The following is an 18,260-nucleotide window of genomic DNA, read 5'->3' on the forward strand; positions in this document are numbered from 1 at the left end:
CGCGCCGGCCACCACACGACGGCCCGACTTGGTGAGATGTGCACCCAACTGGTGTGCGCACACCTCGGATCAGTGATCCTCTCTCTTGCTGTTGAGCTTATCTCACTTTATGTCGGCGCACCACTGTGAGTTCGCGGTGAGGTACCCGTACGTGTAGAGCCGCTCGCGGGCAGCCGCGATCAGACCCGAAGGGTCGCCATCAGGCTGCCGGGAGCCCCGCGCACCTCCGGCACCACGAGCTCCAGATCACGCGAACCGTCGGCCGCCGGCCGTAACTCATAGCCCTCTGCTTCGGCCCAGGAGAGCAGCTCGTCCGTCGACGCGAACGCCCCACCCGACTCCACCAGGGCGCGGGCGAGGAGCCCCTTGGCCTGCTTGTTGAAGTGGTTCAGCGCACGCACGTGGCCGGAGTCGTCGCGGGCGAGCACCCGGACGTAGTGGGCACCATCCCGATCCGGCAGCGGCGCCAGCGCCGAGTACCCCTCCGATCGCAGGTCCAGCAGCAGACCATCCTGCTCTGCCAGCGCGGCTGCGCCCGCCTCCGCCCATCTCTTCTTCAGCGAGGCTGCACCACGCCGCAGCGAGAGGCGCGAATCGAACGAGAGCCGGTACGCGGGAACCGGGTCAGCGGCTCCGACCAACCCGAGCAGCGCCGACTGCACCACGACCGACCGAGAGGCGACCTCCCAGTCGGCACCGGACAGCGACTCCGCATCGAGCGCGTCGTACAGCACACCGGTGTACCGCTCGAGGGCCGGCATGGTCGGCGCCGTGAGGATCGCGCGGTTCCGCTCGACTTCCCCGGCCTGCTTCGGGCCGAGCTTCAGTGCTTTGACCGCGGAACCGTGATCGGAGGCCAGCTCGACGACCGCCGACACCACCTCTCGGCGGATGTCGTTCAGCGACGGGAAACGCAGACGATCGAAGGCGAGCGGCGACCCCGCTCCCCCGCCCCTCTTGGTCTCGGAGGGCGGGAGCAGGATGAGCACCTAGCCCTCCACGAACTCGACAGCGGTCTCGACGTTCTCCCCCAGCGGCGCCGAGGTGTCGAGGGTGACGCGCGGCAGCGAACCGCAGGCGCCCCTCCACTCGTCGTACTCGTCGACGCTCTGCTCGACGGCGACAGCCCCCGTCGACCAGGTGGCGACCGTTCCGGACCGCTTCGCGAGCCGTTCCTCGTGCAGCTCAGGATCGGAGCACACCGTCTCCACGACCCGCAGCTTCACGTCGCAGCGCTGCGCCAGGTCCCGCCATTGCAGGCGGGCCGGCTCCACGGCGTTCACCGCGTCGACGACGACCGAATGGCCCGAGAGCAGCACCTGCTCGGCCATGGTCTCTGCCACCAGGTACGCGGCGAGGCCGGTCGGCTGGTCGGAGTCGATGCCGGCACGCAGCACCGCCGCTTCGATGGGGTCCACCGAGATCACCGTGGCTCCGATCCGCCCCGCGACGATCTCCGCGATGGTGGACTTCCCGGAACCGGGAAGCCCCGCCATCGCCACCAGCATCGGGACGCGTACGTCTCCGAACTGGCGCTCCAGCGGGGCTCCCTGCTGCCCGGACATATCAGACCAGCTCGGCCTGACGGGCCACGACAGTGACGGTGTTGTTCTCGACGGAGAGGAAGCCGTCATCGGCATTCGCCCGGATCGACTCGCCTCCGTTCAGCGTCACACGCACTTCGCCCTCGGCGAGGATGGCCAGCAGCGGCTCGTGGCCGGGCAGGATACCGATCTCCCCCTCGACGGTGCGCGCGACGACCATGCTCGCCTCGCCCGACCACACTTCGTGGTCGGCCGCGACGACGCTCACGGTGAGGACGGCCATCTCAGCCGTTCTCCTTCTGGATCTGCGCCCACTTCTCCTCGACGTCGGAGATCGCTCCGACGTTGAAGAAGGCCTGCTCGGCGACGTGGTCGAACTCGCCCTTGGCGATGGCGTCGAACGACTCGATGGTCTCCTTCAGCGGAACCGTGGAGCCCTCGACACCGGTGAACTTCTTCGCCATGTAGGTGTTCTGCGAGAGGAACTGCTGGATGCGGCGCGCACGCGACACCGTGATCTTGTCCTCCTCCGACAGCTCGTCGACGCCGAGGATCGCGATGATCTCCTGCAGCTCCTTGTTCTTCTGGAGGATCTGCTTGACGGTGGTCGCGACGCGGTAGTGGTCCTCACCCAGGTAACGGGGGTCGAGGATGCGCGAGGTCGAGGTCAGCGGGTCGACGGCCGGGTACAGACCCTTCGACGCGATCTCACGGGAGAGCTCGGTCGTGGCGTCGAGGTGCGCGAACGTGGTCGCCGGCGCCGGGTCGGTGTAGTCGTCGGCCGGCACGTAGATCGCCTGCAGCGAGGTGATCGAGTGACCGCGGGTCGAAGTGATGCGCTCCTGGAGCATGCCCATCTCGTCGGCCAGGTTCGGCTGGTAGCCCACCGCGGACGGCATGCGGCCGAGCAGCGTGGAGACCTCGGAGCCTGCCTGCGTGAACCGGAAGATGTTGTCGATGAAGAGCAGCACATCCTGGTTCTGCACGTCGCGGAAGTACTCCGCCATCGTCAGAGCGGACAGGGCGACGCGCAGACGCGTTCCCGGCGGCTCGTCCATCTGGCCGAAGACGAGGGCCGTCTTGTCGAAGACGCCCGCCTCCTCCATCTCGTGGATGAGGTCGTTGCCCTCACGGGTGCGCTCACCGACACCGGCGAACACCGACACACCACCGTGGTCCTGCGCGACGCGCTGGATCATCTCCTGGATGAGGACGGTCTTTCCGACGCCCGCACCGCCGAACAGGCCGATCTTTCCACCCTGCACGTACGGGGTGAGCAGGTCGATGACCTTGATGCCGGTCTCGAACAGCTGGGTCTTCGACTCGAGCTGGTCGAACGCCGGGGGGTTGCGGTGGATGGGCCAGCGCTCGGTGATCTCGACCGTCTCGCCCGGCTCCAGGTTCAGGATGTCACCGGTGACGTTGAACACCTTGCCCTTGGTCACGTCGCCGACGGGCACGCTGATCGGGGCACCGGTGTCGCGCACCTCGCCGCCGCGGACCAGGCCGTCGGTCGGCTTCAGTGCGATCGCGCGCACCAGGTCGTCGCCCAGGTGCTGCGCAACCTCGAGGGTGATCTCGGTCGACTCCTCGCCGATCGTGATCGTGGTCTTGAGGGCGTTGTAGATGCCCGGGATCGCGTCGTGCGGGAACTCGATGTCGACGACCGGACCGGTCACGCGGGCAATGCGTCCCACACCGGCCGGCTGCGCGGTCGAAGCCTGGGCTTCGGCGGTAGCGGTAGTCATGATTGTTATCTCTCTCGTTGGACGATCATTTGGCCGAGCTCAGCGCGTCTGCGCCGCCGACGATCTCGGAGATCTGCTGAGTGATCTCCGCCTGACGGGCGTTGTTCGCAAGACGCGTGTAGTCGGTGATGAGCTTGTCGGCGTTGTCGCTCGCGGCCTTCATCGCCTTCTGCGTCGCTGCGTGCTTGGACGCGGCGGACTGCAGCATCGCGTTGAAGATACGGCTCTCGATGTAGACGGGGAGCAGCGAGTCGAGCACCGTCCCCACGTCGGGCTCGAACTCGTAGAGGGGCAGGACCTGCGTGCGGTCCGGCTCCTCCACGCCTTCGACGACCTCCAGGGGCAGCAGGCGGACAACCTGCGGCTCCTGGGTCAGCATGCTGATGAAGCGGTTGTAGATGATGTGGATCTCGTCCACACCGCCGTCGGACGCATCCCGCAGGAAGGACTCGAGGATCGCGTCTGCGACCTCCTTGGCCTGCTCGAACTCGGGGGCGTCCGTGTTCCCGGTCCAGACCCGCTCGAACGAGCGGCGACGGAAGCTGAAGTAGCCCTGTGCCTTGCGGCCGACCAGGAAGTACACGACTTCCTTGCCCTGGCTGCGCAGCAGCTCCGCGAGCTTCTCGGACTCCTTGAGCACGTTCGAGTTGAAGGCGCCGGCAAGACCGCGGTCCGAGGAGAAGATGACGATCGCTGCGCGCTCGATCTTCTCCGGCTCCGTGGTCAGGACGTGGTCGACGTTCGAGTACGTCGCCACCGCCGACACCGCGCGCGTGATCGCTCGGGCGTACGGCGAGCTGGCGGCGACCCGCGCCTGCGCCTTCTGGATGCGGGAGGCGGAGATCAGCTCCATCGCACGGGTGATCTTCTTGGTCGTCTGGGCAGATCTGATCTTCTGCCGGTAGACCCGAAGCTGTGCTCCCATGTCTCTCCTCTGTACCTAATCTCTCGTCGGCTCAGCGCTCAGCGCCGGGCCTTGACGATGCGCTCCTGGTCGACGTCGTCGGCGTCGATGGCCTCGAACTCCTCGCGTCCGACCGAGGCGAGGGGCTTGCCCTCACCGGTCTGGAACTCGAGCTTGAAGGCGTCGACCTCCGAGCCGAGCTTCGCGGCGGTGTCGTCGTCCAGGACGTTCGTCTCACGGAGCGTGGTCAGGATGTCGGTGTTGCGGCGCAGGTGGTCCAGCAGCTCCGACTCGAAGCGCAGGATGTCCTCCACGGCGACCTCGTCCAGCTTGCCGTTGGTGCCAGCCCAGATCGAGACGACCTGCTCCTCCACCGGGAACGGCGAGTACTGCGGCTGCTTGAGCAGCTCGGTGAGGCGTGCACCGCGCGCCAGCTGGCGTCGGCTGGCCGCGTCGAGGTCGGACGCGAACATCGCGAACGCCTCGAGGGAGCGGTACTGCGCGAGCTCGAGCTTCAGCGTGCCGGAGACCTTCTTGATCGACTTCACCTGCGCGTCGCCGCCGACTCGGGAGACCGAGATGCCGACGTCGACCGCCGGACGCTGGTTGGCGTTGAAGAGGTCGGACTGGAGGAAGATCTGGCCGTCGGTGATCGAGATCACGTTGGTCGGGATGTACGCCGAGACGTCGTTCGCCTTCGTCTCGATGATCGGCAGGCCGGTCATCGAGCCGGCGCCCAGCTCGTCGGAGAGCTTGGCGCAACGCTCGAGCAGACGGGAGTGCAGGTAGAAGACGTCACCCGGGTAGGCCTCGCGTCCCGGCGGGCGGCGGAGCAGCAGCGACACGGCGCGGTAGGCCTCGGCCTGCTTCGACAGGTCGTCGAAGACGATGAGGACGTGCTTGCCGCCGTACATCCAGTGCTGGCCGATGGCCGAGCCGGTGTACGGAGCGAGGTACTTGAAGCCCGCAGGGTCGGAGGCGGGAGCGGCCACGATGGTGGTGTACTCCATCGCGCCGGCGTCCTCGAGCGCGCCCTTCACCGAAGCGATGGTCGAGCCCTTCTGGCCGATGGCGACGTAGATGCAGCGGACCTGCTTGTTGACGTCGCCCGACTCCCAGTTGGCCTTCTGGTTGATGATCGTGTCGATCGCGATCGCCGTCTTGCCGGTCTGGCGGTCGCCGATGATCAGCTGACGCTGACCGCGGCCGACGGGGATCATCGCGTCGATGGCCTTGATGCCGGTCTGGAGCGGCTCGTGCACCGACTTGCGCTGCATGACGCCCGGCGCCTGGAGCTCGAGTTCGCGGCGGCCCTCGCTGGCGATCTCGCCGAGACCGTCGATCGGGTTGCCGAGCGGGTCGACAACGCGGCCGAGATAGCCGTCGCCGACCGGGACGGAGAGGACCTCGCCGGTGCGGGTCACCTCCATGCCCTCGACGATCTCGTCGAACTCGCCGAGCACGACGACGCCGATCTCGTTCTCGTCGAGGTTCTGGGCAAGGCCCAGGGTGCCGTTGGAGAAGCGGATGAGCTCGTTGGCCATCACGCTGGGGAGGCCCTCGACGTGCGCGATGCCGTCGGAGGCGTCGAGGACGTGACCGATCTCGGTGGCCTCGGCCCCGGTGGGCTCGTAGGCGCTGACGAAGTCCTTGAGCGCGTCGCGGATCTCGTCGGGGCTGATCTGAATGTCTGCCATTGTGATTCCTATCTTGAGGCGGTCAGCCCGCCAGCTGAAGCCGGAGTTCGGCCAGACGAGACGCGATGCTTCCATCGATGACGTCGTCACCGATCTGTACGCGCAATCCGCCGATGATCGAGGGGTCGACGACCTGGTTGATCTGCAGGTCGCCGTAGGTGGCGCTGAGGACCGAGCGCAGGCGCTCGATCTGCGCGTCGGGCAGCGGTGTCGCGGCGTAGACCGACGCGATCGTCTTGCCATGCTGAGCCGCCACGGTGCGGGCGGCGGCGCGGAGGGATTCGCGGACGCTGCGGCCGCGGGGCTGGTCGACGAGCTGGCGCACGATGGCCACCGTCTCCTTCGACGCGCGTCCGCCCAGCAGACGCTGGACCAGCGCGACCTTGGAGTCGGCGGTGGCCAGCTTGCTCCGGAGAGCGAGCTCGAGGCTCGCATCGGAGGTCACGGCGCCTCCAAAGACGAACAACTCGGCCACGATGTCGACGTTCCGCGGAGCGGAGGTGGCGATCGCGCGGATTCCCAGCTCCTCGATCGCGGCCAGCAGGTCGTCGTGCGACGACCAGCGCTGCGCGGTCACCACGGTGAGCAGCTGCACGGCGGGAGCCGACAGCGAGGTGAAGACGCGCTTCACGAGCACGGCCTTCCGCTCACCGGACACCGTCGGGTCGCTGAGCACGGCGCGCAGCTGGGCCGAGTCGGCGACGACTCGTCCTGCTGCGAACAGGTCCTCAGCCGTCGCCAGATCGGCCTTGGACCCCAGGTCGGCGAGTGCCGAGACGGACCGGGTCAATGCTTCTCTGGTGGCGCTTCCCATCAGTTGCCCGATCCTGCCTTCTGCTCGTCGGCCTCGAGGTCCGCCAGGAAGCGGTCGACGATGGCCTGGGCACGCTTGTCCTCGTCGAGCGCTTCACGCACGACGGTCGACGCGAGGTCGATCGCGAGCGAGCCGACCTCGCCGCGCAGCTGGACGAGCGCCGTCTGGCGCTCCGCCTCGAGCTGCGCCTGGGCCTGCGCGGTCACACGAGCGGCCTCGGTCGCGGCGGCCTCGCGGGCCTCCGCGACGATCTTCTGACCGTCGGTGCGAGCGGTCTCGCGGATCTTGCCGGCCTCGGCGCGCGCGTCGGCGAGCTGAGCGGTGTACTCCTCGAGCAGGGCCTCGGCCTTGCGCTGCGCCTCGTCGGCCTTCTCGATGTTGCCCTCGATCGCCTCGGCTCGCTCATCCAGCAGCTTCTTCATACGCGGAAGCACGAGCTTCCAGAAGAAGAACAGGATGATGATGAAGCAGATCAGCGCACCGATGATGTCCGGCCACTCCGGGATGAGCGGGTTGTGAGACCCCTCCGCGGCTGCGATCACCACACTCTTAAGCATGGTTCCTCCTTACTGAGTGAGAAAAGAGGACTCAGACGAAGATGAAGTAGGTAGCGATACCGATGAAGGCGAGCGCCTCGGTGAACGCGATACCGATGTACATCAGGACCTGGAGACGGCCGGCCAGCTCAGGCTGACGGGCCACGCCCTCGATGGTCTTGCCGACGACGATGCCCACGCCGATGGCCGGGCCGATGGCGGCGAGGCCGTAACCGACGGTGGCGATGTTGCCGTTGATTGCAGCGATGTCCACTGTGTGTGTTTCCTTCCGTGATGGCGATCCGTGCGGGTGCGCGGATCGTTCTTAGTGTTCCTCGGCGACTGCCAGCTGAATGTAGACAGCGGTGAGCAGTGCGAAGACGTAGGCCTGCAGGACTGCGACCAGGATCTCGAAGAGCGTGAAGACGAAGCCGAAGGCGAAGGTGCCGATGCCGAACAGCGACCACCAGCCGCCCGCGCTGAAGAAGAAGAACGTCGTCGCGGTGAAGAACAGGACGAGCAGCAGGTGCCCGACGACCATGTTCATCAGGAGTCGGAGGGTCAGCGTGATCGGACGGAGGATGAACGTCGAGATGAACTCGATCGGCGTCACGATGATGTAGAGGAACCACGGCACACCGGGCGGGAAGAGGGCGTTCTTGAAGAAGTTCGCCGGGCTCTTCTTGATGCCCGCGTAGATGAAGGTGACGTACGCCACGATCGCCAGCAGCAGGGGAACCGCGATCACCGAAGTGCCCGCGATGTTCAGGAACGGGACGATGCCTGTCAGGTTGAAGAACAGGATCATGAAGAAGATCGTGGTCAGCAGCGGCAGGAACCGGCGACCGTCCTTCTTGCCCAGCAGGTCTTCCGCGATGTTGACGCGCACGAAGTCGAGGCCCATCTCCACGACCGACTGGAAGCGGCCCGGGATGAGTCGCATCCGGCGCGTGCCGATCCAGAAGATGAGGAGCAGGGCGATCATCGCGATGAAGCGGACGACGATGATTCGGTTGAACTCGAGGCCACCGATGGTGAACAGGGTCGGGGGGAAGAACTCGTTGATCGAGGGCCCCTGGAAGCTTCCATCATCGGAGCTTGCGGCCTGGACCAGCAGGTTCACAGCGTTAGCTAACAGCGCTATCTCCTGTTTCGGGGCGTCGAGCCGGTGGGCTCTCGCGACGACGAACGGTGGGACACCCTGCACTTCTCGCGCCCTCAGGGTTTCTCGGGCGCGAACGGGGTGTGGGATCGCTCATAACTCTACAAGAGTTTTCAGCCCATAACGAATTGGATACGGGTCAGCGCTTCTCACCCGGAAGGGTGACGTCGCTGGCGTAGGGGATGCGCGACCGGAAGACCACGATCATGTCCACCACGAGCGATCCGATGACCCCCGCGATGAGGCTCAGGAACAGCACGACGGGGTTGATCCAGGGCTGGTCCCGCAGCAGGATTGCGAGCACCAGGAAGAGCACGAACTTCAGGATCCAACCGCCCAGCACGATGCCGAAGAACAGGCCGACGAACAGGTCCGAGCCGATGAAACGGTTCGCGATGAGGATGCTCAGAGCAGTGATCGAGAGGAAGACCGCGGCCATCAGCGTGCCGATGAGCGCGCTGGTCACGCCGATCCATCCGGCGAAGAGGCCGCCGAGCAGCATCCCGACGACCGCGATGACGCCGGCGAGGATCAAGCCGTACTTCAGGACATCACGAAGGACGGGCGTGGAGGTCGGCTGCGCGGGCGGCTGGGCCGGGGTGGCACCGTCGGGGTGCTGGGTCATCGGGGCTCCTCGGTCAAGGCGGGCTGGTCATGCGGCTCGGATCGGCTGCGGGTGGCTTCGCTCGCTTCGTCGAGCTGGTCGAAGCGTGCGGTCTCGGCCGCCTCGCGGCTCCCCGCCGGCGCGAGCTCGGCCACTGCTTCGTTCGCCTTGCGGCGACTCAGCGGCGCGAGCGTGAACGCGGTGCAGACCACCAGGCCGATCGCGACGAAGACGATCGCCATCCAGTACGGATCGAAGAAGAACAGGAGGCAGCCGATCGACAGGACAGCCGTCCACGCGTAGAAGATGAGCACCGCGTGCAGGTGGGTGTGACCCATGTCGAGCAGGCGGTGGTGCAGGTGCTTCCGGTCGGCGCTGAACGGCGACTTGCCCGCGCGCAGGCGCCGGATGACGGCCAGCCCGAAGTCGAGCAGCGGCACGACGAGCACCGCGAACGGCAGGATGACCGGAATGAACGCGGGGACCAGCGACGACTTGCCCAGCGTCTGCAGCGCCTCCGGGTTGATCGTGCCCGTCACCGAGATCGCCGAGGTCGCCATCAGCAGGCCGATCAGCAGCGCCCCGGCATCCCCCATGAACATCTTCGCGGGATGCCAATTGAGCGGGAGGAAGCCCGCGCAGGCGCCGACCAGGATCGCCGCGATCACGCCGGCGAGGCTGAAGTAGTTCTGCGGGCTGATCTCGCGCTGCAGCAGGTACGTGTAGACGAGGAATGTGCCGTTCGCGATAAGCGCCACGCCCGCGACCAGCCCGTCGAGGCCGTCGATGAAGTTGATGGCGTTCATCACGAGCACGATCGCGAACAGGGTGATGATGATCGACATCACCGGCGAACCAACGGTCAGGCCGCCGATCGGCAGGGAGTAGATCTGCACGCCGAGCCACGCCACGAGGCCGGCGGCCACGAACTGGCCGGCCAGCTTCGTCATCCAGTCGAGGTCCCAGATGTCGTCGGCGACCCCGATCACGACGATCAGCAGCGAGGCGCCCAGGATCGCGAGGATGGGTCCCTGATCCGAGAAGATCAGGCCGAGCACCCCGAACTGGCTCGACAGCAGCCAAGAGACGCCGAAGGCGACCAGGATGCCGAGGAACATCGCGACACCGCCGAGCCGGGGCGTCGGCCGCGTGTGAACATCCCGCGCCCGGATCTTCGGGTACAGCCGGTAGCGCATCGCCAGCTTGTAGACGACGAACGACATCCCGAACGTGATGACGGCCGAGATCAGAGCGAGGGCGAGGAGGAGGGTCACGGGGCCGCATCCGAGGCGGCCGGCTCCTCGAGGGCATCGCCGACGACCTCGCGGAGCTGGTCGAGGGAGATGACGCCGTGCCGCAGGATGCGCAGGCCCCCGGCGCCCGCGGCCAGCGCGGTCGCGTCGACGATGGTCGACGACGAGTCCTTGCCCTCGACGCGCTCGTAGTCCGACCCCGCCTCGCCCCCATCGAGGTAGACGGAGATGGACTCGCCGAGCATGGCCTCCGCCTCTGCAGCGGTGCGGGCGGCCGGGCGGCCGGTCAGGTTGGCGGACGACACCGCGAGCGGGCCGGTCTCCGACAGCAGCTCCAGCGCGATGGTGTCCTTCGGCATGCGCAGCGCGACGGTTCCCTTGGTCTCGCCCAGGTCCCAGACCAGCGACGGGGATGCGGGGAGCACGATGGTCAACCCGCCCGGCCAGAATGCCTTCACCAGCGCGTCCACCTCGTCCGGCACGCGGTCCGCGAGCGCGGCCAGTGTCGGGATGCCGGGGACGAGCACCGGAGGCGGCGACTGACGGCCGCGTCCCTTCGCCTCGAGGAGCCGCTGAACGGCAGCCGGACTGAACGCATCCGCCGCGACGCCGTAGACGGTGTCGGTGGGGATGACGACGAGTTCGCCGCGTCCGATCGCCGCCCGGGCGAGACGCATACCGGTGAGCAGCTCGGAGTCGACCGAGCAGTCGTAGATGGGAGCCATGACGGCTCAATGATAGCCGGGGCGTCGACCCCCAGACTGGGAGGACGATACTGGAGGGGATGGACGTCTACTTCTTCGACTGCGACAAGACGCTCTACGACTACGACTTCCACAAGCGGCTGCCCAAGCTCGCGGAGCTCGGAGGCGTGAGCCAGTACCGACTGGCCTCCACCTGGTGGGCCGGCGGTTTCGAACGGGCGGCGGAGATCGGCGAGTACTCCACCAGCGAGGAATACCTGGCCGCGTTCGCGGAGGTCACCGGCGCACACCTGTCGCTCGAGGAGTGGCAGGAGGCCCGCAAGGCGGCGATGACGCCGATCCCCGGCTCCATCGCAGCGCTCAAGGAGGCCGCTGGGCTCGGGACGGTGTCGCTGCTGTCGAACAACCCCATCCCCTTCAAGGACTCGCTGCCCGTGCTCACCCCCGAGATCGTGGACGTGCTGCAGGACAACGACCTCGTCTCCGCCGTCCTCGGCGCGCGGAAGCCCGAGCGCCGCATCTACACGCGTGCGCTCGGGCGGTTCGGCGTGGACCCGGCCGACGCCATCCTGTTCGACGACTCAGCGGCGAACGTCGAGGGCGCACGCGCGTGCGGGATGCACGCCCACCAGCTAATCAAGCACGAGGACGGCACCTTCGACATCGACGGCCTGCTCGACGCCCTCCACGCCTTCGCCGCCCGCCCCCGCTGAGTCCCACGCCAACAGGTTGGGGATGGGGATCCGTGGGGCTAGCGGCGGCCGGCGGAGCGGCGGAAGAGCCAGGCGGCCCAGACGTAGGCGCCCACGATGATCAGCGCGCACCAGCCGAGCGCCCACCACAGGTCGCTGCCGGGGTCGCGACCGAACAGGAGGGCACGGATCGTCTCGATGATCGGCGTGATCGGCTGGTTCTCGGCGATCCACTGCAGCCACGACGGCATCGTGTCGGTCGGCACGAACGCGCTCGACAGGTACGGCAGGAACAGGAGCGCGAAGCCGTATCCGCTCGCCGCCGTCGGGCTCTTCGCGGCGAGGCCCAGACCTGCGTACAACCACGTGATCGCCAGGATGAACAGGGCGACGACGCCGAGAGCGCCCGCCCACTGGAGCGCATCCGCGGTCGGCCGGAAGCCCACCAGCAGCGCCACCGCGATGACCACACCGGTCGCCAGGAGATTGCGCAGCAGACTGGCGACGACGTGCCCGGTCACCACGCCACGCGAACGCAGCGGCATGGTGCGGAAGCGGTCCACGATCCCGTCGCTCATGTCCCGCGCGACATCCACAGCGGTGCTGGACGCCCCGAATCCCGCGCACAGCAGGATGATGCCCGGCACGACGTACTGCACGTAGCCGCCCTCCGCATCGAGGGCGCCGCCGAAGACGAACGTGAACAGCAGCATGAGCATCACCGGCAGGACGATCGCCATGGTGAGGGCTTCGACGTCGCGCAGCGAGTGGCGGATGCTGCGGCCGACGAAGACGAGCGAGCTGGTGAGCGGGGTGACGGGCCGCTCGGGACGGACGGGGAGGGTGAGGGCGGTCATCGGACGGCCTCCTTCGAGGTGTCGGTGGTGGGATGCGATGTGCTGTGGTTGGAGTTCTGACCGGTCAGGGCGAGGAACGCGTCGTCCAGCGACGGTGTGCGGATGCCGATCGATCCGCCCGTCACACCGAGCGCATCCAACTCGTCGATTGCGAAGCGCAGCGCCTCGATGGTGCCGTCGGTCGGGAGCTGGCGGACGATGTCACCGCCCGCATCCCGCAGCTCGACGACCTCGCCGCCGACCCGCGCCTTGAGCTCGTCGGCAGTGCCTTCGGCGACGATCACGCCGTGGTCGAGCACCGCGATGCGGTCGGCCAGCTGATCCGCCTCCTCCAGGTACTGCGTGGTGAGGAGGATGGTGGTCCCGCGACGGGCGAGGTCGTGGATTATGTCCCACAGCGTCTGCCGGCTGCGGGTGTCGAGGCCGGTCGTCGGCTCGTCGAGGAAGATGACCGGCGGGGTCGCAACGAGGCTGAGAGCCAGGTCGAGACGGCGCCGCATCCCGCCCGAGTAGGCGGCCACGCGTTTGCGTGCCGCCGATCCGAGGTCGAAGCGCTCGATGAGTTCCGCCGCCCGACCGCGGGCCTCGGTGCTGCTGAAGCCGACGAGCCGCGCCATCATGCGCAGGTTCTCCTCTCCGGTGAGCACACCGTCGACGGCGGCGGCCTGGCCGGTGACGCTGATCGCCCGGCGAATGCCGTCCGGGTCGGTCGCGAGGTCGTGTCCTGCCACCGTCACAGTGCCCTCGTCGGGCCGGACGAGGGTGGACAGGATGGTGATGAGCGTGGTCTTGCCCGCCCCGTTGGGGCCGAGGAGCGCGAACACGCTTCCCGCCTCCACACGGAGGTCGATTCCGTCGAGGACGGTCTGCGTGCCGTACGACTTGCGCACGCCTGTCAGCTCGATCGCTGGTCCGGTCATGGTCTTCCTTTCGACTGTGTGTCACGTAAACTGTTTATGCCGCATACGGTTGTTTAAGTGATACACAGTTCTAGGATGAGTGTCAACACACACTTCGGAAAGGCGCCGCAGATGCCAGAAGACGTCGAAGAGGCGCTCCCCCGTGCCGTCGCGCTCAGCTGGGGCGTGGCCGAACATCCACAGCGCGGTCCCAAGCGCGAGCTGAGCATCGAACGGATCGTGGACACGGCGATCGAGGTGGCCGACACGGATGGGCTCGGTGCGGTGTCGATGAGCCGCATCGCGACCGAGCTGGGCTTCACGACGATGTCGCTGTACCGGTATGTGACCAGCAAAGACGACGTGCTGGCGCTGATGCAGGATGCGGTGTGCACCATCCGCATCCCGCCCGACGACGAGCTGGCCGCGCGCGGTGGCAGCGCTCGGAACGCCGGCGAGGAGACAGCGGACTGGCGCGCCGGTCTCCGGCGATGGGCGATGGCGAGCATCGAGGTGATCCAGGAGCACCCGTGGTTCCCCGACATCCCGATCAGCGGCATCCCCCTGATGCCCAACAACCTGGCCGTGCTCGACTGGGGACTGCGCGAGATGCGCGACCTGCCGCTGACCGACGCCGAGAAGATGTCGACGGCGCTGCTGCTGTCGTCGTACGCGCGAGCCATCGCCGTCGTGGAGCGCGACGTCAGCCGGTCTCAGTCCGCGGACGCCCCCGCCACCCATGGCGAGGCGTTCACCGCCGCTCTCTCCGAACTCGTCACCCCCGAGCGTTTCCCCGACCTCGCGCCGCTCGTCGCCTCGGGCGCGTACGCCGACTCCGACGGCGCGGACGAGCAGGACGACTTCGCCTTCGGGCTGGAGCGCATCCTCGACGGGATCGAGACCTACCTCGCCGGGCGGCGCAGCGGAGAGCCGGTCACCGCGTTCGAAGAGCGTCCCGAGGCGGTGCCGCGCGACAAGGCGGTACGGGAGGCCGCCAAGGCCCGCCGGGAGGCCGAATCGAAGCTGCGCGAGGCCCGGAAGAACGAGCGGGAGGCGATCGCCCGCGCCCGCGAGCGTGCCGCCCGGGAGGCCGAGCGCGAATCCCGCTGACCCGCGCCGGCCGCTGCTGCGCAGGTCAGATGTAGATCGCGGGGTCGACCCAGTCCTCGCCGGCGATCAGCTCGTGGCCGGAGCGCGGGCGGGCGCGCGCTGGCACGCCAACGAGCAGCGACTCGGGCGGCGCATCCCGGGTCACGACCGCGTTGGCGCCGATCACCGAGTGCGCGCCGATCCTGATGGCCCCGAGCACCTTGGCGCCCGCGCCCACCACGACGCCGTCCTCGATCGTGGGATGCCGCTTGCCGTGACCGCTCCCCCGGCCGCCCAGCGTGACGCCGTGGTACAGCATGACGTCGTCGCCGATCCATGTCGTCTCCCCGATGACCACGCCCATCCCGTGATCGATGAAGAACCGGCGCCCGATGCGCGCGCCGGGGTGGATCTCGATCCCGGTGAGGAAGCGGGTGAACTGCGACAGGAAACGTGCGGGAGTCCGCAGGCCGCTTCGCCACATCCGGTGGGCGATGCGGTACGCCCAGACCGCGTGGAGGCCCGAGTAGGCGACGGCCATCTCGAAGCCGCCGCGAGCGGCAGGGTCGTGCCTGCGCGCGTTGCGGATGTCCTCGCGCCCTCGGAAGATCGGCACGCGCCTAGTCCAGCAGGTCGGCCCAGAGCGGCGTGGAGATGTAGCGCTCGCCCGTGTCGCACACCACCGCCACGATGGTCTTTCCGGCGTTCTCCGGCCGCTGGGCCAGCTGCAGAGCGGCCCAGATGATCGCACCGGACGAGATCCCGGCGAGGATGCCCTCCTCGCTCGCCAGCCGCTTCGCCACGTCGAGCGCATCCTCGAACGACACGTCGACGACCTCGTCGTAGACGGTGGTGTCGAGGATCTCAGGGACGAAGTTGGCGCCGATCCCCTGGATCTTGTGCGGACCCGGCTTCCCACCGTTCAGGATGGGCGAGTCCAGCGGCTCGACGGCGACGACCTTCACCTCGGGCTTGCGTTCCTTGAGCACCTGGCCGACACCCGTGATCGTGCCGCCGGTTCCGACTCCCGCGACGAAGATGTCGACCCCGCCGTCGGTGTCGGCCCAGACCTCCTCGGCGGTGGTGGCGCGGTGGATGGCCGGGTTGGCCTCGTTGGCGAACTGCTTCGCCCAGATCGCGTTCTCGGTGTTCGCGACGATCTCCTGCGCCGTCTCGACCGCGCCGCGCATTCCGTCGGGCCCGGGGGTCAGCACGATCTCGGCGCCGAACGCGCGGAGCAGCACGCGGCGCTCCTTGCTCATGGTCTCCGGCATCGCCAGGATCACCTTGTAGCCGCGGGCCGCGCCGACCATCGCCAGAGCGATGCCGGTGTTGCCGCTGGTCGCCTCCACGATCGTGCCGCCCGGGGTGAGCGCGCCCGCCTTCTCGGCCGCGTCGACGATCGCGACGCCGATGCGGTCCTTCACGCTGCCGGCCGGGTTGTAGAACTCCAGCTTGGCGAGGATCGTCGCATCGACGCCCTTCGTGAGGCGGTTCAGGCGCACGAGCGGGGTCCGCCCGACAGCCTCGGTGACGTTGTCGTAGATGTGACCTGACATGGCCTCTTCCTTGGGGAATCCGGTGGATGGGAGCGCCCCACCACTCTAGACGCCGGAGTGCTTCGGCGAAGGGCTGTGACGGGCGGTAGGCTCGTCGGGCGATGACCCCCGAAGCCTCCGAAACGCCCCTCCCCGAGACCCCCGCCGTTGCGGTCCGCGACCTCCGCGACGACGCCGTGGCCCAGCTTGCGCGCGCCGGCGTCCCCGACCCCGAGGTGGATGCCGAGCTCCTGATCGGCCACGTGCTCGGGGTGGGCCGCGGCCGCGTCCAGGCGCTCATCGTGATGGATGCGGAGGCTTCTCCTGAGGAGGCGTCGCGGCTGCGGGAGTTCGTCGAGCGACGGGCTGCGCGCGAGCCGCTGCAGCACATCACGGGGCGCGCGCCCTTCCGCTCGCTCGAGCTGAACGTCGGGCCCGGAGTGTTCGTACCGCGTCCCGAGACCGAGCAGGTGGCGCAGTTCGCGATCGATGCGTTGCGTGCGGTCCCCACGCCCGAGCCGGTCGCGGTCGACCTCGGCACCGGCAGCGGCGCCATCGCGCTGGCCCTCGCGACCGAGGTGCCGCACGCCCGCGTCTACGCCGTCGAGAACTCGCCGGAGGCCTTCATCTGGGCCCGGCAGAACATCGACGAGGTCGGCGCCGAGAACCTCACGCCGGTGTTCATCGACCTGGCGGACGCCCTGCCGCAGCTGGACGGCACAGTCGACGTGGTCATCTCGAACCCGCCCTATGTGCCCGACGACGCGATCCCGCGCGACCCCGAGGTGCGCCTCCACGACCCGCACGCCGCGCTGTACGGCGGACCGGACGGCCTGGATGTCGTGCGCACGATCTCCCGCGTCGCCCACCGCCTCCTGCACCCGGGTGGCACCCTCGTGCTGGAGCACGGCGAGCTGCAGGGCGCCGCGATCCGCGAGCTGCTCACCGCCGACGGCTGGCGCGCCGCGGCGACCCACCGCGACCTGACGACTCGCGACCGCGCGACGACCGCCCTCCGCTGACCTCTTCCCCGCCACCCAAGCCAACAGCTCCTGAGTTTTTCGCTTCGAACGCGGCGTTTCGGGCGAAAAAGTCAGGAGGTGTTGGCTTGGGAGGGAGGGCAGGGGTCAGTCGTTGGCTAGGTCGGCCAGGCGCGACTCCTCGTCGGCGAGGATGTTCGACTCGATGACAGGCTCGAGGGCACCGTTCATCACGGCGTCGAGGTTGTAGGCCTTGTAGCCGGTGCGGTGGTCGGCGATCCGGTTCTCGGGGAAGTTGTACGTGCGGATGCGCTCGGAGCGGTCCATGGTGCGGATCTGGCCCTTGCGGAACTCCGCGGCCTCCGCATCCGCCTCCTCCTGCTGCCGTGCGAGCAGTCGGGCACGAAGCACGCGCATCGCGGCCTCGCGGTTCTGCAGCTGGCTCTTCTCGTTCTGCATGGAGACGACGATGCCGGTCGGGACGTGCGTGATCCGCACCGCCGAGTCGGTCGTGTTGACGGACTGACCGCCGGGTCCGGATGACCGGAACACGTCGATCTTGAGGTCGTTCTGGCTGATGTCGACCTCCTCCGGCTCGTCCACCTCCGGGAACACCAGCACGCCGGCGGCCGAGGTGTGGATGCGACCCTGCGACTCGGTCGCGGGCACCCGCTGCACGCGGTGCACGCCGCCCTCGTACTTCAGGTGCGCCCAGACACCCTCCGCGGGGTCGGCCGAGTTGCCCTTGAAGGCGACCTGGACATCCTTGATGCCGCCGAGGTCGCTGGAGGTCTGCTCGATGATCTCGGCCTTCCAGCGCTTGGAGTCGGCGTAGTGCAGGTACATGCGCAGCAGGTCGCCGGCGAACAACGCCGACTCGGCGCCGCCCTCGCCCATTTTGATCTCCATGATCACGTCACGGGAGTCGTTGGGGTCGCGCGGGATCAGCAGCCGGCGCAGACGCTCCCCCGTCTCCTGCACGCTCTCCTCCAGGCCCGGGATCTCCTCCGCGAACGCCGCGTCCTCCGTGGCGAGCTCGCGTGCCGCCTCCAGGTCGTCCGTCAGCTGCTTCCATTCGTTGTAGGCCGCGACGATCCGGCTGAGCTCGGCGTAGCGACGGTTGACGCGCTTGGAGCGCACAGGGTCGCTGTGCAGGTCCGGGTCGGAGAGCTGCTGCTGCAGGTCGTCGTGCTCGGCGATGAGGGTGTTCACCGATTCGAACATGGGGTCTTCTTTCTG

At 68.1% G+C, this 18,260-nt stretch carries 21 protein-coding genes; 3 read left to right on the forward strand and 18 right to left on the reverse strand.

Annotated elements, in window-relative coordinates:
• Positions 1-179: 179 nt before the first annotated feature.
• From AB4Z18_RS11600 to AB4Z18_RS11660, 13 genes are all read right to left on the reverse strand, one after another.
• A complete protein-coding gene (locus tag AB4Z18_RS11600) occupies positions 180-989 on the reverse strand; it encodes a YaaA family protein (RefSeq protein WP_441782828.1) in 810 nt (269 codons plus the stop codon).
• Positions 990-1,565, reverse strand: coding sequence for an AAA family ATPase (locus AB4Z18_RS11605; protein ID WP_441782829.1), 576 nt, complete (start codon positions 1,563-1,565; stop codon positions 990-992). It abuts the gene before it with no gap.
• 1 nt (position 1,566) lies between these two features.
• Positions 1,567-1,827 carry a F0F1 ATP synthase subunit epsilon gene (locus tag AB4Z18_RS11610; RefSeq protein WP_441782830.1) on the reverse strand — a complete coding sequence of 87 codons (261 nt, stop codon included), beginning with the start codon at positions 1,825-1,827 and terminating at the stop codon, positions 1,567-1,569.
• Position 1,828: 1 nt separating this feature from the next.
• Entirely contained in the window at positions 1,829-3,292 is a 1,464-nt protein-coding gene (gene atpD, locus AB4Z18_RS11615) for a F0F1 ATP synthase subunit beta (RefSeq protein WP_441782831.1), read from the reverse strand.
• A 25-nt stretch (positions 3,293-3,317) separates the two neighbouring features.
• Complete coding sequence (locus AB4Z18_RS11620) at positions 3,318-4,217, reverse strand: F0F1 ATP synthase subunit gamma (RefSeq protein ID WP_441782832.1); 900 nt, start codon at positions 4,215-4,217, stop codon at positions 3,318-3,320.
• A gap of 38 nt (positions 4,218-4,255) precedes the next feature.
• Positions 4,256-5,893, reverse strand: a complete 1,638-nt coding sequence (gene atpA, locus AB4Z18_RS11625; protein WP_441782833.1) for a F0F1 ATP synthase subunit alpha — start codon at positions 5,891-5,893, stop codon at positions 4,256-4,258.
• A 22-nt stretch (positions 5,894-5,915) separates the two neighbouring features.
• Positions 5,916-6,707, reverse strand: coding sequence for a F0F1 ATP synthase subunit delta (locus AB4Z18_RS11630; protein ID WP_441782834.1), 792 nt, complete (start codon positions 6,705-6,707; stop codon positions 5,916-5,918).
• On the reverse strand, positions 6,707-7,264 hold the full coding sequence (locus tag AB4Z18_RS11635; protein WP_441782835.1) for a F0F1 ATP synthase subunit B: 558 nt from the start codon (positions 7,262-7,264) through the stop codon (positions 6,707-6,709). Before AB4Z18_RS11635 ends, AB4Z18_RS11630 begins: the two co-directional genes overlap by 1 nt.
• A gap of 31 nt (positions 7,265-7,295) precedes the next feature.
• Entirely contained in the window at positions 7,296-7,517 is a 222-nt protein-coding gene (gene atpE / locus AB4Z18_RS11640) for an ATP synthase F0 subunit C (RefSeq protein WP_064111451.1), read from the reverse strand.
• A gap of 51 nt (positions 7,518-7,568) precedes the next feature.
• A complete protein-coding gene (atpB, locus tag AB4Z18_RS11645; RefSeq protein WP_441782836.1) occupies positions 7,569-8,366 on the reverse strand; it encodes a F0F1 ATP synthase subunit A in 798 nt (265 codons plus the stop codon).
• A 178-nt stretch (positions 8,367-8,544) separates the two neighbouring features.
• On the reverse strand, positions 8,545-9,030 hold the full coding sequence (locus AB4Z18_RS11650; RefSeq protein WP_441782837.1) for a hypothetical protein: 486 nt from the start codon (positions 9,028-9,030) through the stop codon (positions 8,545-8,547).
• Complete coding sequence (locus AB4Z18_RS11655; protein ID WP_441782838.1) at positions 9,027-10,283, reverse strand: MraY family glycosyltransferase; 1,257 nt, start codon at positions 10,281-10,283, stop codon at positions 9,027-9,029. The genes AB4Z18_RS11650 and AB4Z18_RS11655 overlap by 4 nt, the downstream gene beginning before the upstream one ends.
• A complete protein-coding gene (locus AB4Z18_RS11660; RefSeq protein WP_441782839.1) occupies positions 10,280-10,987 on the reverse strand; it encodes an L-threonylcarbamoyladenylate synthase in 708 nt (235 codons plus the stop codon). The genes AB4Z18_RS11655 and AB4Z18_RS11660 overlap by 4 nt, the downstream gene beginning before the upstream one ends.
• Before the next feature lie 59 nt (positions 10,988-11,046).
• On the opposite strand from AB4Z18_RS11660, the gene AB4Z18_RS11665 reads away from it, so the two are divergent.
• Positions 11,047-11,679, forward strand: coding sequence for an HAD family hydrolase (locus AB4Z18_RS11665; protein ID WP_441782840.1), 633 nt, complete (start codon positions 11,047-11,049; stop codon positions 11,677-11,679).
• 38 nt (positions 11,680-11,717) lie between these two features.
• Here AB4Z18_RS11665 and AB4Z18_RS11670 read toward each other — a convergent pair whose 3' ends face one another.
• Complete coding sequence (locus tag AB4Z18_RS11670; protein ID WP_441782841.1) at positions 11,718-12,515, reverse strand: ABC transporter permease; 798 nt, start codon at positions 12,513-12,515, stop codon at positions 11,718-11,720.
• Positions 12,512-13,435: an ATP-binding cassette domain-containing protein gene (locus AB4Z18_RS11675; RefSeq protein WP_441782842.1), complete on the reverse strand. Its 924-nt coding sequence runs from the start codon at positions 13,433-13,435 to the stop codon at positions 12,512-12,514. Before AB4Z18_RS11675 ends, AB4Z18_RS11670 begins: the two co-directional genes overlap by 4 nt.
• A 75-nt stretch (positions 13,436-13,510) precedes the next feature.
• Between AB4Z18_RS11675 and AB4Z18_RS11680 the strand changes: the two genes are divergently transcribed.
• Positions 13,511-14,524: a TetR/AcrR family transcriptional regulator gene (locus tag AB4Z18_RS11680; RefSeq protein ID WP_441782843.1), complete on the forward strand. Its 1,014-nt coding sequence runs from the start codon at positions 13,511-13,513 to the stop codon at positions 14,522-14,524.
• Positions 14,525-14,549: 25 nt separating this feature from the next.
• On the opposite strand, the gene epsC is transcribed toward AB4Z18_RS11680, so the two are convergent.
• Positions 14,550-15,119, reverse strand: a complete 570-nt coding sequence (epsC, locus tag AB4Z18_RS11685) for a serine O-acetyltransferase EpsC (protein WP_441782844.1) — start codon at positions 15,117-15,119, stop codon at positions 14,550-14,552.
• 4 nt (positions 15,120-15,123) lie between these two features.
• Positions 15,124-16,062 (reverse strand): cysteine synthase A, encoded by a 939-nt coding sequence (cysK, locus tag AB4Z18_RS11690; protein ID WP_441782845.1) that lies wholly within the window; start codon positions 16,060-16,062, stop codon positions 15,124-15,126.
• 101 nt (positions 16,063-16,163) lie between these two features.
• On the opposite strand from cysK, the gene prmC reads away from it, so the two are divergent.
• Entirely contained in the window at positions 16,164-17,063 is a 900-nt protein-coding gene (prmC, locus tag AB4Z18_RS11695) for a peptide chain release factor N(5)-glutamine methyltransferase (RefSeq protein ID WP_441782846.1), read from the forward strand.
• 105 nt (positions 17,064-17,168) lie between these two features.
• Here the strand turns inward: prmC and prfA are convergent, their stop codons facing one another.
• Positions 17,169-18,245 (reverse strand): peptide chain release factor 1, encoded by a 1,077-nt coding sequence (prfA, locus tag AB4Z18_RS11700; RefSeq protein WP_441782847.1) that lies wholly within the window; start codon positions 18,243-18,245, stop codon positions 17,169-17,171.
• Between the last annotated feature and the right edge of the window lie 15 nt (positions 18,246-18,260).

This window comes from Leifsonia sp. 2TAF2 (assembly GCF_052115085.1).
In the GTDB taxonomy this organism is placed as follows: domain Bacteria; phylum Actinomycetota; class Actinomycetes; order Actinomycetales; family Microbacteriaceae; genus Leifsonia.

Coding starts and splice junctions, on each gene's coding strand:
- AB4Z18_RS11605 (WP_441782829.1), bottom strand. CDS start 1,565: ATGTCCGGGCAGCAGGGAGCCCCGCTGGAGCGCCAGTTCGGAGACGTA.
- AB4Z18_RS11610 (WP_441782830.1), bottom strand. CDS start 1,827: ATGGCCGTCCTCACCGTGAGCGTCGTCGCGGCCGACCACGAAGTGTGG.
- atpD (WP_441782831.1), bottom strand. CDS start 3,292: ATGACTACCGCTACCGCCGAAGCCCAGGCTTCGACCGCGCAGCCGGCC.
- AB4Z18_RS11620 (WP_441782832.1), bottom strand. CDS start 4,217: ATGGGAGCACAGCTTCGGGTCTACCGGCAGAAGATCAGATCTGCCCAG.
- atpA (WP_441782833.1), bottom strand. CDS start 5,893: ATGGCAGACATTCAGATCAGCCCCGACGAGATCCGCGACGCGCTCAAG.
- AB4Z18_RS11630 (WP_441782834.1), bottom strand. CDS start 6,707: ATGGGAAGCGCCACCAGAGAAGCATTGACCCGGTCCGTCTCGGCACTC.
- AB4Z18_RS11635 (WP_441782835.1), bottom strand. CDS start 7,264: ATGCTTAAGAGTGTGGTGATCGCAGCCGCGGAGGGGTCTCACAACCCG.
- AB4Z18_RS11650 (WP_441782837.1), bottom strand. CDS start 9,030: ATGACCCAGCACCCCGACGGTGCCACCCCGGCCCAGCCGCCCGCGCAG.
- AB4Z18_RS11660 (WP_441782839.1), bottom strand. CDS start 10,987: ATGGCTCCCATCTACGACTGCTCGGTCGACTCCGAGCTGCTCACCGGT.
- AB4Z18_RS11665 (WP_441782840.1), top strand. CDS start 11,047: ATGGACGTCTACTTCTTCGACTGCGACAAGACGCTCTACGACTACGAC.
- AB4Z18_RS11670 (WP_441782841.1), bottom strand. CDS start 12,515: ATGACCGCCCTCACCCTCCCCGTCCGTCCCGAGCGGCCCGTCACCCCG.
- AB4Z18_RS11675 (WP_441782842.1), bottom strand. CDS start 13,435: ATGACCGGACCAGCGATCGAGCTGACAGGCGTGCGCAAGTCGTACGGC.
- AB4Z18_RS11680 (WP_441782843.1), top strand. CDS start 13,511: ATGAGTGTCAACACACACTTCGGAAAGGCGCCGCAGATGCCAGAAGAC.
- cysK (WP_441782845.1), bottom strand. CDS start 16,062: ATGTCAGGTCACATCTACGACAACGTCACCGAGGCTGTCGGGCGGACC.
- prmC (WP_441782846.1), top strand. CDS start 16,164: ATGACCCCCGAAGCCTCCGAAACGCCCCTCCCCGAGACCCCCGCCGTT.
- prfA (WP_441782847.1), bottom strand. CDS start 18,245: ATGTTCGAATCGGTGAACACCCTCATCGCCGAGCACGACGACCTGCAG.